Below are 15,337 nucleotides of genomic sequence, written 5' to 3'. Positions count from 1 at the left end.
CTTCACTGGGCAACGCGGAACTCGATGCGGCGATTGCGCGCGCGTCCTTCCGCGTTGCTGTTCTCGGCCACCGGGCGGTCCGGCCCCTGCCCTGACACCGTGACCATCTCCGCCGGAATGCCCTTGCCGGCGAGGTAGGTGCGCACGGCTTCGGCGCGCGCCTGGCTGAGCGCGAGGTTACTCTCCCGCAGGCCGACGTTGTCGGTGTGGCCGATCACCTCTACCTTCTTGCCCTTGACCTTTTGCAGCGCGGCCGCCATCTCGTCCAGGATACCCTTGCCGGACACGGTCAGCGTCGCCTTGCCGCTCTCGAATTCGATGATGCGCTTGGCCAGCGTCTCATCCAGCAGGTTCTGCTCCGCCGCGCTGACGCGCAAGCCGTTGTTGACGGTGTAGCTGGGATTGAGGCTGGTGGCGATGTCGCTGGCGATCTGCTGGCGCTGCGCCTCGTTGGCCACCTCACCACGCACGGTGACGTTGGTGCCGTCGATTTTCAACTCGCCCTTGCTGATCAGCTTCAGGTTAGGCTGGATCAGCTTCTGCACGTAGCCGTTCCAGTTGGGCGGCAGCGACACCGGCGAGATCGCGAGTTGGTCGACCACGCGGTCGGCGCCATACAGATCGCGCAGGCGCTGGAGCATGGCAGCCTTGCTCGACTCATCGGGCACGGCGCCGCTGACCAGTATCTGCCCCGGCCTGGGCGTGACCGGCTGCGGCGCCTGCGCGGCGCAATGGAGTGAGGTGGACAGCAAAGCCGGCATCACCGCCGGCCAGTGGATACGCTGGCGCATCGCTTGGCTCCTTATCAGGCAAAGGTTTCGTGGAACAGCGCGTGGGCCGAGCGCAGCGACAACTGGCCCTGGTCCAGATAGGCCGACAGCTTCTGCACATTGGCGTCGCCGGAGATGAGTTCATCGACCCAGCCCGCGTACTCGAAGGTGATCTGCTGTTCGGCCGCATACAGCGGATCGATCACTGCCTGCAACGTCTCCGGCGCGGCGCCACCAAAGCCGACCACCAGCACCTGTTGTTCGCGCTGCTCGCCGAAGAACAGGCTTAACTCGAAGTCGGCCTGCTGCAAAAACGGCGTGATCAGATCGAGCCAGAACGCCGCCACCAGGTAGCGCTGGCGCGGGGCCGGTGGCAAGGGCAGCACCAGGCTCTTATCCAGCCGCGCAGCGCCACAACGGCGCACCGGCTGCAACAACAGGCCGATCGCCAGTATCATCCGCCGCACCGACGCCCGGCCCAGCATCGCCTCCAGGCCGGCGACACTGTGGCGATCGAGGAAGTCCATGAACAGCTGCTGATGGTCGGCGGCGGCAGGATCGATATCGACGGTGCTGGCGGCGATCGCCTGCAAGCCGGCTTCCGGCTCCGCTGCGTCGAACACGTCGTCGGCCAAGGGCTCCAACAGCTCCCACAACGGCGCCAGTACCAGCGGGCTGCGCGCGACAAAGCTGCGCGGGTCGTCGATCTCGATGGCGCTCATGCTGAGGAAGGGATAGCGCCGCTGCGACAGGTCGCTGCTGGCCCGCAGGTGGCCGGCGATCGCGCGCTTGCTGCGCGTGCCGACAAAGGCGAAATCCAGCGGCTGCATAGCGTCGTAGTTGAGTTTCCAGCGGGGATCGATGCTGAGCAGGTTCATGACCTCGGCCAGCCAGCCATCCAACAAATTGGCTAGCGCCAGGTTGTCGGCGGCCTTGATAAAGTCGGCGCGCGTGGGCAGTTTACCGAAGTAGCCGATGCGCGCGGTTTGCGGCGGCCGCTTCATGGCGCGGCTCCGACTATCGTTTCCGGCAGCTTCATGCCGCGGAAGCCCTGCTCCTGCGGCGCCGCGCCGCTGCTGTCAGGGCTGCTGACGATTTTCAGGCCCATCGCCACCGTGATCGCGCCGCTGGTCCAGCGCAGCTCAAACACGCCGCCGTCGCGCTTTTGCTTGGCCGCCGCGTCGATCATGCGCTTCAGGCCGAACTGGCCAGGCTCATTGAACACCTCCACGCTGCGGCCATCGAAGGCCACCGCCGTGATGCGCGCGCCAGGCGCCCCCTGCGGACTGGGATGTACCATGTTGGCCCATTGCGCCGGCGTGTTGCGATAGCGTAGTTGCTGGCCGTCGATGTCGACCGTGTATTCCAGCGTGCCTGGCGCCGGCATCGGCTGGATCTGGAAGATGGTCTGCGCGGCCGCCGACGACGAGGCGACGCCGCCGGCGCCTATCGGTGCGATCCAGCCGGGGAAGCGCGCCACGGTCTGCGGCGACAGCGTGATGCCCATGTCGGCCCAGGTGCGCGGCGCCAGCACGTCGCCGCGCCGCAGCACCAGCGGCCCCATGGCGCCGGTGGCGAACTTGGCGATCAAGCCGTCCGGCCCGAAGAACTGGGCGATTTCGGCGTTGGCGGCCTCGATGCGGGCGTTGGGCGAGAACGGATACTTGTTGGCCAGCGATTGCTGGAACGGCTCGTAGACCTGCGCCAGCCAGGTCTTGTTGATCTCCGCCTCGGCCGGGCCGACCAGCACGGCGAAAGTCTGCATCAACGGCCGCACCAGGATGGGACGGATGGCCTGCTTCTGCGCGTCGCCCATCCCGGTCAGCATCTGCTCGTCGACGTAGCGCAGCGCGTCCGCCAGTTCCGAGCCGCCGCCTTCCAACGTCTGCTGCATGAACTGGCGCGCGCCGGGGCCGGGATCGCCCTGGTTCTTTAGCTGGTTCAGGCGGCTGCGCAGCTTGGATAGCGCCTCCATGTAGGAGCGCATCAGCGACGCATCCTTGTCCTTGGGCGCCACCAGCTTGCCGACGCCGGCGAACTCGCGGCCGATAGGCCCCATCGGCTTGTCGCTGCGGGTCTGCTCCAGCTGCACGTTGACGTTCACCTGCGAAGGCCCGCGCCGCAGCACGCTGTTCGTGACCCAGTTGACGAAGCCGGTCTGCGCCTCCTTCAACTCGGTGCTCATGATGGCGGGATTGTCCCACGACGTTTGCTGGTGGATGGTGGTCAGCAGCTTGGCGATGGGCGACGATTGCGGATCACCCAGGCGGTTCATCGCGGTGACCGCCGCATCGAAGCCATTCAGGTTGGCGATGGTGACGCCCTGGACGAACTTCTGCCATTCGCGCGCGTAGTCGGCCTTGTACAAATCGGTCAGCCCCTTCTGGATTTGTTCGGGGCTGCCCTCCAAGGTCAGGTCATCGCGGGCGGCGGTTTTCAGGACCCAGTCCGCGCTTTGCAGTTCGTGCGTGGCCGCTTCGCGGAAGGCGTCCTGCACATACTTCTCCCAAGCCTCGCGGGTGTAGGCGCCGGCGATGGCATAGCTGCCGGTGACCAGCGCCTGATCCTGCTCGCCCACCATGCGCGCCACCGTCATCGCCGGGAAGCGCGTGTTGGCGCGGGCGCGGATGTCGGCGTAGACGCGCTCCCTGGCCGGCATGCCGCGCACCACGCGGCGCATGTTCTCGCGCGCCTGGTCGACCAGCGCCAGCTTCTGCTCGATGCGCGGCCAGGATGGGTCGGCGATCTGCGCGAGGTAGAAGGTCATCAGCCGTTCGGCGCTGTGTATCATCTGCTCACGCGGCATGGCGCCGCGGTTGTTTTCCAGCCAGCCGCGCCAGTAGCGGGTCAGCTGGTCGTTCAGGTGACCAGGTTCGGCGCGCGCGGTATCGGCCAGCATCAGATAGCTCTTCAAGGCGTTGTAGGCGTCTTCGACGTTGACGGCGGAGGCTTCCTGGAACTGGCGTCCCGGTGCGGCGGCGGGTGGCGAGCCGGCGGCTGGCGGCGCGCCGGGCGCCTGCAACTGGTCGGCATGGGCGTTCATCTCCGACAGCAGCGTTTCCAGATTGGCGACGACCGGCTTGAGCATCACTTCCCGCACGCCGGCGAAGTACTCCTCGCGCAGTTTGCGCTCCAGCAGTTCGCCTTGATACAGGCCCATACGCAGCGACCAGGGACGGTCTTCACGGTATTTGTCCAGCTGCTCGATGCGGTCCTGCAGGATCTCCAGCGCCTCCAGCCGCGATTGCAGATCGAGCCGCTTGGCCTGCAGCTTGATCACCTTGTCCAGGTCCGCCTGCACATTGCTGACCAGCTGCCGGTTGCCCAGATACGACCAGCTCCAGCCGCCCAGAGACACACCCAGCAACACCGCCGCCGCAAAGAACGCCGCGTAAGTCAGCTTGACCTTATGCTTGCTGGCGTACTGCGATACCAGGTCCTTGTCGGCGAAGATCACCTTGCGGAATAAATTCAGCAGGAAGAAGCCCGACTGTCCGCTGCCGGCGATTGGGGGCGCGTCCGGCAGCGACAGCTCGAAGCGCTTGGCCAGCCGCTGCGACTGTTCGCTGACCGCCACGCCCTCCTGCAAGGCGCTGGTGAAGTAATAGCCGCGAAACACGGGCTTGAACTGGAACGGGTTTTCCTCGAACAGCGTGGCGAGGAAGCTACGCAGCGGCGCGCGTATCGTCGCAAACTCTAGCGGAAAGGTGAACACGCCGGGTTCCATGCGGTCGCGCCGCTGCTGGCCCATATTGGCCAGGCTCAGTTCCTTCAGGCCGGCGCACAGCTCATCGAAGCTGTGGTCGAAGAAGGTCATCATCTGCTGGCTGCCGCTGTTGCGCTTGTAGGGCATGGTCGCGCCCCACACGCGTTCGCGCTCGGCGCGTTCGGCGCGCGCGAAGAACTCGCCGAAGCCGGCGATCAGGTCGGCCTTGGTGAACACCACGTACACCGGCGCGAACACCTCCAGCCGCTCGATCAGATCCTGCACCCGCTTGCGCAGGCTGCGCGCCAGCTTGATGCCGAGCTCGGGATCGTCGCCGCGCAATTCGGCGATGCTGACCGCGATCAGGATGCCGTTGATGGGCGCGCGGCGGCGGTACTTCTTCAGCAGGTCCAGGAAGCCGAACCATTCGGCGCGGTGCTCATCCTGCACCGAGTAGCGGCCCGCCGTGTCGAGCAGGATGCCGTCGGTGGTGAAGAACCAGTCGCAGTTGCGGGTACCGCCCACGCCCTGCACGATCTTGCCGTCGGCGAAGGGGAACTGCAGGCCGGAGTTGGTGATGGCCGTGCTCTTGCCGGCCGCCGGGTTGCCGATGATCATGTACCACGGCAGCTCGTACAAGGCGCGCGTGCCGGACACCAGGCCCATCTTCGAGCCGCGGATGGTGTCGATCGCCTTCAGCATGTCGTCGCGGATGAGTTTGACCTCGGCGCCGGATTGGTCCTGCGGCGGCGTCTCGGCGGCGGCCTGGGCGCCGATGGCCGCGCCCAGCTGTTCGGATTCGCGACGGGCGCGCCGGCGCCGCCACAGCCAGACCAGGCCGGCCAGCAGCAGCATCAGCGCGGTGGCCGCCAGCGCCCAGATCAGGGCCAGCTCCAGCACTTGCGCGCCGAGGTAGAACAGGGCCGCCATCGCGGTCAGGCCGATGATGGTCAGGTGGCGGGTATCGGTGAGGAAGATCCAGATTCTTCGCATCATAGGTGTGGGCCGGCTTGAACGACAGCGCCTGAGCAGCAAGCGGACCGATCAATGTTGCCACCAACAAAGCAGGGATTACTTGAGGCAGCACAATCATCGCCCCACGCCCGGCTATTTGCGCACGGTGCCGGCCACCCGCAACTCCGTATGACCGAAGTCCATCATGGTCCAGCGGCCGCCCCAGCGCAGGCCGACCGCTTCCGCCGCCTCGCCGTACAGGCGGTAGCCGCGCATCGCCCACGGGTCTTTTTCGGAGATCAGCAACTTGCCATCGCGCAGGAAGGCGCAGTCCGCCGCCAGGCCGAACTGGTGATAGCTCTGGAAGGCCTTGGCGTTGGTCACGCTGGGGCCGGCGGCGGCCAGCGCGTTCTGCCGCTCCGGGCTGCGGTAGCCCTCCAGGATCGCCATGTCGTAGCCGTGGTTCTCTTTCATGATCCTGAACACCAGCAGCAGACGCTGGGCGAAGTCGGGATCGAGCAGCTGCCAGTTGCGGTTGGCGCCGTCGAGCAGCGGCCGCACCAGCGTCACCTCCGCCGTCGTGAAGACCGGCGGCGGCAACGGCGCCGGCGCCGCCAGCTGCTCGCCCTTCAGCAGATCCGCGACCTGGTCGTTGACGGCGTGGCTGTCGCCGTCGTAGCCGCCCAGCATATTGCGTCCGCTGAGCACCAGCGCCAGCATTGGCGGCACGGTCAGCAGCACCGCGGCCGACAGCACCAGCAGATAGCGGCGCTGCAAGAACCTCAGCGCGCGCAGCACGCCGCCGCCGGCGCTGCGCCCCGCCAGCGCCGCCTGTTGCGTGCCCTGCCGGTAGCCACCGCGCAGCCCGTGTTCGATGCGCCGGCCGATCGCTGACATCGACTGCGCCACCACGTCGCGTCCGGCGGGAAACAGCGCCAGCCATGCACCCACGCAAGCCAAGATGAAAAACAGCAAGACTGAAAAGAGAAACATGGTGCGCTCCGTCAAAGCAAGGTCGCGCCACAGATCGGACACTGAGGTGCGAGAACGCTTCATCGTAGGCGCTCCAGCAAGCGGCGTGAAAGACCAGATCAAATTCGGAGGAAATACCGTGGATACGTCGAAGCAAAAACCCGACCTGATGAGTTCCAACCGCGTCGCGGCGGACGGCGGCAAACGCATACTGGCGCATCTGGAACATGGTCCGAAGACAGCGTCCAAGCCAGCCCGCACCAGCGGCTGGACCATCGATGGCTGGACCATCGGCCTGGGCCTGCTGGTGCTGACCATCTGCATGGTCGCCTGGCTGGTGCACGATGACACGCTCACCCCCAGCTCATTCGCGCACAGCCGCAGCAGCGTGCGCACGCATTTCGAGCGGCGGCCCATCGAGGCCGTGGAGCCGCAAGCCGCGGCCAGCCCACCGGCCGTGCAGGCGGCGGCGATCGTCAATGAATCGATCACCCGGCCGGTCCCCACGCCGGCGCCGGCGTCTCATCCGCCATCCACGGCGACCGCGCCGCCCCCGCACACGCTGGCAAGCTCCGAAGCGCCACACGCGGCGGGCCCGGCACACAGGCAGGCAGGCGCCGCCAGCACCGCCGCCGCGCCCGCGGCGCGCCTGCCAGTGGCGCGTCCCGCCGTCGCCGCAACCGCAGCGGCTCCCGGCGACACCGACGTCGCCCTGCTCGCGGCTTTGGTCGCGCACTCAAACAAGCCGGCCGCCGTGCTGCCGGAGCGCAGCCGCGACGTGGTCGAGCGCCAGGAAGGCGACAGCACGGCGCAGCTGCTGGCGCGCTGCAAGCAGCTGGGGCTAATCGAAGGCATGCTGTGCCGCTCGCGCATCTGCTCGGGCCGCTGGGACGCCGACCCGGCCTGCAACGCCCCCTCGCACTGATTACTGGATGGACAGCTGCTTGCCGCCGGTGCCGACTTTTTTCGGCAGGGTCAGGTGCAGCACGCCGTTCTCGTAGCGCGCCTCGGCCTGGTCGTCATCCACGTCCTGCGGCAAGGTGAAGCTGCGCTGCAATTGTCCGTAGTAGCGTTCGCTGCGCAGGGCGCCGGTCTTGTTGGCGCCGGCCTGCTGTTCGTCCTTGATCTCGGCGCTCAGCGACACCTGGTTGCCGTTGACGGCCACCTTGATGTCCTCCTTCTGCACGCCCGGGATTTCGGCCTTGACCAGATACTCTTTGTCGGTCTCGCTCACATCCATGCGCATGCGCGGCACCACGTCGGCGCCGCGCCACGCCGCCGGCGCGAAGTCGCGGAACATGTCGTCCATGTCGCGGAAGGGATCGAAACGGGCAAGCTCGCGGAAAGGATCGATACGCATCAAACTGTTAGCCATGGCAGCCTCCTTCAAGTGGTTGGACTACCATGATAAGAAGCGCCCCATCCCCTCCTTTGACGCACATCAAGGCGCGGCTTTACCCGCGCGCTCGACAAGCGAGTTGATCATCGCCTCGCTGTAGATTTCGCCCTTGCTGTCGGCGGCGCCGATCATGTCGCGCCACAGCGGCACAATGTCGACCTTCAGCTGGTGGTAGCGCTCGAAGCCGCAGGCGTAGATGCCGCGATAGCTGTCGAAGCTGTGTTCCAGCTTCGCGCACTCGTCCAGCGTGGCGGCGGTGAACGCCTGGCCCTGCTCCTCGCTCCAGATGCCGGTGCGCAGCAACCCATCCAGCGCCATCGCTTCGGCGCCGCCCTCGTGCACCCACGGCGGCGAGAGCTCGCTGGTACCGCCGCGGCGCGCATTGTTCTGCCACAGATGCGCCATTTCATGCGCCACGACCTTGGCCACCATCTCCCGCTTCTTGGGACTTTCGGCGGTCAGCAGCGCGGTGCCGCCGAAGCGGTAGACGATCTGCGCACCGACCACGCCGCCCTTGATCGACAGGCCCGGCGAGGCGGTATCGCTGACGGCCGCCAGCAACAGCAAAGGCTGGCGCAGCGGTTGCCGGTACGCCGCGCGGTAGTAGGTGGACATCTTGGCCGTGGTGTCGAGCAGCGTTTCCCTGGCCCAGGCGGACAGGCCGGGGTCGAGCAGCACCTGCGCATCGCCGGCGGTGACCGGCGACTGCGGGCCGAAGTAGGCATACGGCGTGGCGCTGTTGGACGGCGCGGCCGGGGTGGCGGGCACCAGCACGGTTTCCTTGCCGAGCCCTGCCAGCGTGAAGTTGGCCGCGATATCGCGCACCAGCTTGCCCTGCCGGGCCTCGCCTTGCAGGAAGCCCAGGTAGATCAGGCGCCCGCCATCGGAGAAACGGTCCATGGCGACGTATTGCTTCTCCAGCAGTCGATCGAAGGTGGAGATTTCCATGCTGAGCTGCCGCAGCGGTTTGCCGCTGGCGGCGGCCAGCGTGTCATGCTCGCCGCCGGTGGTCAGCGTCACGCCGGGCGTCAACACCTTCCAGGCGGACTTGCGGAAGTCGGCCACCGGTACAAACTGGAGTGACGTCACCGGCTGCGAAAACCGGTAATCGGCGCGCCAGGTATCGGGCGCCACGTGCGTCAGGCGCTCCTGCACCGGCAAGGGCGTCTCAGCGCGCACAGCCACCATCCAACTGATCGCCACGCCCATTCCCAGCAGCCATTTTCTCGACATCATCTTCCTCCGGACAAATTCAGTGTCCAGAATATAACACGGGAACCATGCCAATTTAGCTACAACAACGCCGGCGCACGCTGCGGTATGCGCAGCGTGAAGGTGGCGCCGCGCCGCTCCGGCGAATGCACGCAAATCGTTCCGCCCAGCAGGGTCGTGGCGATCCGGTGCGTAATGTTCAAGCCGATGCCCGAGCCGCCCCGTCCCAGGGTGGTGGTGAAGAAGGGATCGAATATGCGCCCGACATGTTCCGGCGCGATGCCGTTGCCGTCGTCGGACAGGCTCAGCACGACATGGGCGGCGCCGGCATCGGCGCCGACCTGGGCCGCTATGCGGATACAACCGCGATCGCGCCCTTCGAAGCCATGACGGATGCTGTTCTGCACCAGGCTCAAAATGATTTGTTCAAGCGGGCCCGGATAACTGTCCATGGCGATGCCTGGCGCCACGTCGACCGCGAACTCCCAGGGCTGGTCTTGATAACTGGGACGCAGCGCGTCGATGGTTGCGCACACCACCGTGGCCAGGTCGAAGGCGCGGCGCTGTTCGTCGGTCTGGTCGACGGCGACCTGCTTGAACGACGTCACCAGCTCGAGCGAGCGCTCGATCGAACGCCGCGCGAGTTCGGACAGCTTGCGGCCCTCGTCGAAAAAGTGGTCGACCTGGGTCTTCTTCAAGCCCCCGCCCGCGTAGCTGGCATGGATGTCGGCGATGCGGCCAATCAACGTGGTGACCGCCATCTGGGCATTGCCCAGCGGCGTGTTGAGCTCGTGCGACACGCCCGCCACCATCGAACCCAGCGCCGACAATTTTTCAGCCTGCAGCAGCTGATCCTGCGCGCTGCGCAAATTGCTCAAGGTCTGCTCCAGTTCGGCGGTACGCTCGGCAACCAGCTCCTCCAGGTGTTCGCGGTAGGTGGCCAGTTCCGCCTCGGAGCGGCGGCGCTCGGCCATTTCCTTGCACAGCGCCTCGTATTGCTGTCGCGCCAGCCGATGCGTCGCGATCGTCTCGCCCCAGACGCCGAAGATCGGAAAAAAATAGCCGAGCAATTTCAACAAATGCGCTGTATCCCAGCGGGCATCGTAAAACTCCCGCGCGCCGGAAAAATACAGATGCAGCATCACTTGCACGGCGATACAGGCCAGGATGCTCAGCATCAGCGGACTGTACGACCGCAACCGCGCATGCCGCCGGTAATAGAGCACGAAGACCAGCAGGAACAGGCCGGCAATGCCCGCCTCCCATGCCTGCTTCAATGGCTGTCCCAGCCGCAGGGACGACGACAAGTGCTGCGCCCCGAAGATCGCATAGGCCAGCAACGCCGACAACAGGAAGCCGGCAAAATTGAAGCGCAGTGCATCGCCGCGCCGCGTGGCCGGCGCCACTTCGCGACGACCGCAGCAAAACGCCAGGATCAGGGCCAATACGAAAACCGACCGCCCCGCCAGCCAGGTGGTCGATATCGCCAGTCTCGCGGTCGGCAAATTGGCCGGCCACAGGCGGTCGAAGGAAAACAGCGCATGGACAAACTCTTCCGCGCCGACCTGCACAAAGCCAACCGAGATGAACAGGAAGAACCAGCGCCCCGTCGTCAGGAAATGCAACAGCACCATCACGCCGGCCGTGACGGCCACCAGCGACGAAGCGAATTCCAGCACGGCATGCACGTCGCTGCTGCTGTGCCACGTCGCCCGGGCGACCACGGGATACAGGGCCAGCATCGCGCAGCAGGCGGCGATCAGCAGCTTATCGAAGGCGATGAGCTTCATCTGGAATTCCTTGGCATCGTTGCGCCCGCCCACCGGAACTGCGCCATCCATCCAGGCGAGGAAAGCAACATAGTACATCCAGCCCGGCCGCAAAAACAAAAAAGCCCAAGCTGCGCAGCCTGGGCCTTTTTGCAGGACTGACTACAACGCCCGGATTACGCCTCCTGTCCGCAGATTTTAGGCGCCCGCTGCAGGATGATGCTCACCGGCCGCTGCGGATGGGAAGAGCACGCCACCACCGTGATCGCCATCCGCTCGCGCCAGGCGCAGCGCGCCAACGCTTCGATCTGCTGTTCGTGGGAGCAGAACTCCCGTTCCTTGCCGCAGGTATCCAGCAGGAAGCCGGCGAAGTCGCCGAAGCAATCATAGATCAGGCCGCTAACCTTGCCGTGGTAGCGGTGCGTGTGCTCGTGGCCGTGGCCGTGTCCGGGCGGATGCCCGTGCTGGCCGCCGCCCGCCTCGCCGCCGGAGCCGTCGGGCGATGGCTTGATGTGGTCCGGATCGCCGCCCAGTCCGCCGACGCGGTCGCCGATCAGCGCGACGTAGCGGCTGAACACCGGTTGCCAGCGGTCGCCGGCCGGCACCGCCTCAAGTATCCAGCGCAACACCGACAGCAGCCGCGATTCGGCGCCCACGATCACTTCCTTGGTGCGCACCGGTATCGTCAACTGGTAGCTGCCGACCACGCGGCGCCAGCGGATCACGTCCAGCGCCTGCTCCCGCGCCGCCGCGGCGCGCGCTTCGCCGCGGATGCCGATCACCACCGGCGGCAAGGCAAAAGTGTCGCTGACCTGGCGCACGATCACCGTGTACAGCTCGCCCTTGTGTATGGTGTCGGGCAGTTGCACCGACAGCAAGCCGGTCAGGCCGAACGCGGCGCCCGGCGGCAGCGGCACGTAGGAAATGCCGCCGATCTTCAACTGGATCGTCTGCTCATCGAGCAAGGTGAGGCCGTGGTTGACGTAGCGCGCGCCGGCCAGCGCGACGATCTGGCTGGCCGCCACCTCCGGTATGTAGATGCTGGCGATGCTGTCCCTGGGCAGGTTGCCCCACTCGATCAGCAGCTCGTCGGGCTGGCGGTCCGGCAACTGCTCGGCGCCCCTGGCCGGGCGCAGCTCGAACGTTCCCAATATCCGCCGCGACGACGCGTAGCCCGGATTGGGCGATTCGATGATGGACAGATTGCGCTGCGCCAGCTTGTCCGACGCCGCCGGCGAGATGCCGGCCGGCACCGGATCGGCATCGAAGGCGATTTCCGCCACCAGGCACTGGTGGGCGTTGCGCACCAGCTGCTGGATGCTCTTGCGGCCCGAGCCCCACGCCCCGTTGGCGGGCGATGGATGGGTCGGGAACTGCGCCTGGGTCTGGTTGATGTCGAGCCAGCAGCCGAAGTAGGCGAACACCTCGCCGCCGCTGCCGTTCATGCTGCGCACATTGGCCGGATCGTGCTGTTCCGTCAGCGCGGTGTTGGACGAGTCGACGCGCGCCTCGGCAAAGCACGGTATCGTCAGCAAGTCGCCGCCGCCGCTCAGCCCCAGCAAGGGGATCGCCTCACTGCCATTGGTGGCGCGGCGGTAGGTGGTGCCGGCGTCGAACTCGGTCGAGGTGGTGCTGGCCGGGAACAGCCGGAAGAAGGTGCGCACATTGCTGATGTTGGTCGAACCGCGATAGTGGACGCGGGCAATGGCGAAGTTGAACATGGCCGTGCCGTTGACTTTTTGCGACAGCTCCAGCGTGGCGTCGGTGGACAGGTTGTCGAAGCTCTCGCCGGCCGTGCCGGCATTCAGGTTGGCCAGCACTTGCTTGATGTAGGCATTGGCATCGCCGCTGATGGTGGCGCCGAAACGGGCGTCGCCATCGCCTATCTTGAACACGCGCAAGTCGGTGCTGAGCCAGGACGTCGGGCCGTCCACCTCCCACGGATTGGGGTCGCGTATCAGCAGGATTTGGGCGTTCGCGCTCAGGCCGCCCAGGGTCGCCGTCATATCGACCGCCAGGGTCTGGCCGGCGCTTGCGGGGAAGCCGCTGCTGTCGGCGAAGGTGATACGGCAGACCCAGGTGAAGCGCTGCGGCGCGATCGGCAGGCTGCTATCCTCGGCCTCCAGCGACGTCACCGTGACCGACATGCCCGGCACCGCCGGATTGAAGGTGATGGTGGGCTTCACCGTCGGCGAATTGCCCAGCGTGCCCGCGGTGATGCCCAGCTTGTCCGGCCAGAAGCCGTCGGCCACGACGTAGAACGCCTTGTCGATCACGGCCGGCGACGGCATCGTATCGATCTCGTCCTTGCCGAAGGTGCTGCGGTCAGTGATGAAGGTGAAGCTCTTGCCGAAGTCCGACTGGGCCAGGTGCTCGGCGAAATATTCGTGGCTGTCGGCGTTGTTGACGGCCTTGCCGGGATCGCTGGTGGCCAGCGCCAGGCAGGCCGTCTCGCCGTACTGGATGTCGTCGGTGTTGGCCACCGCGTGGCTCCACTCGTGCACCAGCGTGCCGAACTTGCAATCGGTGCCGATCTGCGCCGCGCTCAGATAGCTGCTGCACAGCCAGACCGTGCGCGAACCCTTGTAGGTAAAGGCGAAATAGCCGGGCTGGCAAGTGTCGCTGCCGTGTCCCTGACCGGTGAAATCGTAGGTCACCTGTTCGTTGGCCAGGGTGTTGGCGATCTTGTTGTAGTCGTCGGTGACCTTGTCGTAGCGGCCCTGGTTGAAGGCGCCGTACCAGGTCTGGTACAGGCTGTTGCTGCTGGCCGGGCCGGCGGCAAGTTGGGCTGAGGACAGCGCCGCGAAATACTGCGCATTGCCGTGGGCGATGATGGTGTCGGCTTGCTGGGTCGCCGTGCCGCCGTTGAAGCTGGGCGCCTTGGCATTGTTCTTGGCCAGTTGCGCCTCGGCCTTGCGCGCCAGCTGGCCGGAGGTCGATTTGGGTGTGGCGCCGGCCACCACCTCGAACTGCACCTCGGCCGGCGGCGCCGCGTGCGCCTCATGCGCCTGGCGCTTGCGCGCGCCCGCCTTGACGTTGCCGGCCACCATGAAGGCATCGAAGAACACGGCGTTCAGCGCCGCCTTGTATTGCCCGGCCTGGTCGATCGCGTACACCTCGGAAATATCGACGCTGAAGCTCTGGCGTTCGCCGGCACCGATCAGCGTATAGGCGCTGGCCGGCGGATCGCCGCGCTTGACGTAGCGGCCGTCGTAGGGGATGGTCTGGCCGTCGCGCTCGACAACGAAGCAGTCGCCGCTGAGGGTGGGCTCCAGCGGCGTTCCCCAGGTCAGCAGCTGGCAGGCTTCGGCGCTGGTGTTTTCGATGTCAACGGTAATGACGATGGGATCGCCCAGCGCATACACAGGCTGGGCGGTCAGGCTGGCAACAAACGGCTGGTGTTTCATGTCGGGTCTCCTTTAAGGATTACCGACCGAGCATAGAACTGCTGCTGGCTTCGACATTGATACGGCGCAGACGGCCATAAACCCAGCCGCCCGAACGACTGATCGACTGCCCAGTTCAAAGCAGTTAGAATTAAGTTTTTTACATCTGCCAAACTTGGAGTACGTTCAATGAAAATACCATTCGCCTTGAACCTGTTAGCGCTCACGCTAGGCGCGAGCGCCTATGCCCAAGACGCCCACCATGTTGGGAGCGACACGGTGGCAGCCCAGAACGAGGCCCTGGCCAAGGCCACCGAAGGCAAAGGTTACGGCCCCCAAGCGCCGCGCGACCTGAGCGCCAAAGGCGGCAGCAATCTGCGCGTGTTCACCACGGCGCCGGCCGCGTCCAGAATGAATCTCTGCAATATTCATTTCCATAAGAATGCCGAACACAAAGGCGGCGAATTCTCGGTGCCGGCCGATGCGGGGTTCAAATACGCAGGCAAATTGACGCCCTCCGAGGCCACCCCGCTGAGCGCCGAGGTCTGCTCCAGCGAGCACGGCGGCCTCCAGGTGGGCGATACGATCGAACTTCACTACGTGCACAGCACGGCGCAAGTGATGCCTGGTCCGACGCTGAACGCTTGCCTCAGCGAAGCCGATGCCAATCCCCAGCTGCGCGTCGAAGCCCAGGTTCTGGTGCTGGTCAATGACGCCAAAGCGGCCGATTTTGCCGCACTTACCGAGCTCGGCGAAGTCAACGGCTACCAGCAGGCCAAGCGCATCCCCAAACGCACGGGCAAACCCATCCAATACGCGGGTTCGACCACCGGCCCGAGCTACAATGAAAAAGGTTCGCCCTTGCAGGTCTCGTGGAGCGTGCGTCCGAAAGTGCTGAAGGTGAATGCCGAATCCGTCGGCGCCTGGTGCACGGCCAATGTCTTCAAGGAAGACCACGCGCACGGCGTGCGCAACCTCGTCACCGACAACCGGCTGCTCTCGCCGATCAGGTAAGCGCGCACTGCACCATCCCGGAACCCCAATCGAGTAGGGGGTGAAGTTGCCCTCACCGCCCTCTCACACCACCGTACATGCGGTTCCGCATACGGCGGTTCATTAAACAAACTGGAAACGCCGCTGAGTGTCCAGCAGCGAAACCAACCCTAATA

Annotated in this window: 10 protein-coding genes; 2 read left to right on the top strand and 8 right to left on the bottom strand. The window is 65.7% G+C overall.

The annotated features are described in order from the left end of the window. Window positions 1-2: 2 nt before the first annotated feature. The 4 genes from KVP70_RS21350 to KVP70_RS21335 all read right to left on the bottom strand — a co-directional run bounded on the left by KVP70_RS21350 (window position 3) and on the right by KVP70_RS21335 (window position 6,423). Window positions 3-791, bottom strand: coding sequence for an OmpA family protein (locus KVP70_RS21350; RefSeq protein ID WP_217944220.1), 789 nt, complete (start codon window positions 789-791; stop codon window positions 3-5). A 14-nt stretch (window positions 792-805) separates the two neighbouring features. Further along, a complete protein-coding gene (tagF, locus tag KVP70_RS21345; protein WP_217944219.1) occupies window positions 806-1,774 on the bottom strand; it encodes a type VI secretion system-associated protein TagF in 969 nt (322 codons plus the stop codon). Continuing rightward, on the bottom strand, window positions 1,771-5,469 hold the full coding sequence (gene tssM / locus KVP70_RS21340) for a type VI secretion system membrane subunit TssM (RefSeq protein ID WP_229225020.1): 3,699 nt from the start codon (window positions 5,467-5,469) through the stop codon (window positions 1,771-1,773). The genes tagF and tssM overlap by 4 nt, the downstream gene beginning before the upstream one ends. 114 nt (window positions 5,470-5,583) lie before the next feature. Beyond that, on the bottom strand, window positions 5,584-6,423 hold the full coding sequence (locus tag KVP70_RS21335; RefSeq protein ID WP_217944215.1) for a M15 family metallopeptidase: 840 nt from the start codon (window positions 6,421-6,423) through the stop codon (window positions 5,584-5,586). Between the two features lie 118 nt (window positions 6,424-6,541). Here KVP70_RS21335 and KVP70_RS21330 point away from each other — a divergent pair, with 118 nt between their 5' ends. Next, a complete protein-coding gene (locus tag KVP70_RS21330) occupies window positions 6,542-7,327 on the top strand; it encodes a hypothetical protein (protein WP_262311734.1) in 786 nt (261 codons plus the stop codon). Here the strand turns inward: KVP70_RS21330 and KVP70_RS21325 are convergent, their stop codons facing one another. The 4 genes from KVP70_RS21325 to KVP70_RS21310 all read right to left on the bottom strand — a co-directional run bounded on the left by KVP70_RS21325 (window position 7,328) and on the right by KVP70_RS21310 (window position 14,189). Then, window positions 7,328-7,777 (bottom strand): Hsp20/alpha crystallin family protein, encoded by a 450-nt coding sequence (locus KVP70_RS21325; RefSeq protein ID WP_217944213.1) that lies wholly within the window; start codon window positions 7,775-7,777, stop codon window positions 7,328-7,330. It abuts the gene before it with no gap. A gap of 66 nt (window positions 7,778-7,843) precedes the next feature. After that, window positions 7,844-9,037 carry a basic secretory family protein gene (locus KVP70_RS21320; RefSeq protein ID WP_229224998.1) on the bottom strand — a complete coding sequence of 398 codons (1,194 nt, stop codon included), beginning with the start codon at window positions 9,035-9,037 and terminating at the stop codon, window positions 7,844-7,846. A 56-nt stretch (window positions 9,038-9,093) separates the two neighbouring features. Then, entirely contained in the window at window positions 9,094-10,803 is a 1,710-nt protein-coding gene (locus KVP70_RS21315) for a sensor histidine kinase (RefSeq protein ID WP_217944211.1), read from the bottom strand. A 155-nt stretch (window positions 10,804-10,958) separates the two neighbouring features. Then, on the bottom strand, window positions 10,959-14,189 hold the full coding sequence (locus tag KVP70_RS21310) for a M35 family metalloendopeptidase (protein ID WP_217944209.1): 3,231 nt from the start codon (window positions 14,187-14,189) through the stop codon (window positions 10,959-10,961). 168 nt (window positions 14,190-14,357) lie between these two features. On the opposite strand from KVP70_RS21310, the gene KVP70_RS21305 reads away from it, so the two are divergent. Continuing rightward, window positions 14,358-15,182: a delta-class carbonic anhydrase gene (locus KVP70_RS21305; protein ID WP_217944207.1), complete on the top strand. Its 825-nt coding sequence runs from the start codon at window positions 14,358-14,360 to the stop codon at window positions 15,180-15,182. Window positions 15,183-15,337: the final 155 nt, after the last annotated feature.

The organism is Duganella violaceipulchra (genome assembly GCF_019166075.1).
Classification (GTDB): domain Bacteria; phylum Pseudomonadota; class Gammaproteobacteria; order Burkholderiales; family Burkholderiaceae_D; genus Rugamonas; species Rugamonas violaceipulchra.
The sequence above is the reverse complement of the archived record's forward strand: the minus strand, read 5'-3'. Positions and strand labels throughout refer to the sequence as shown.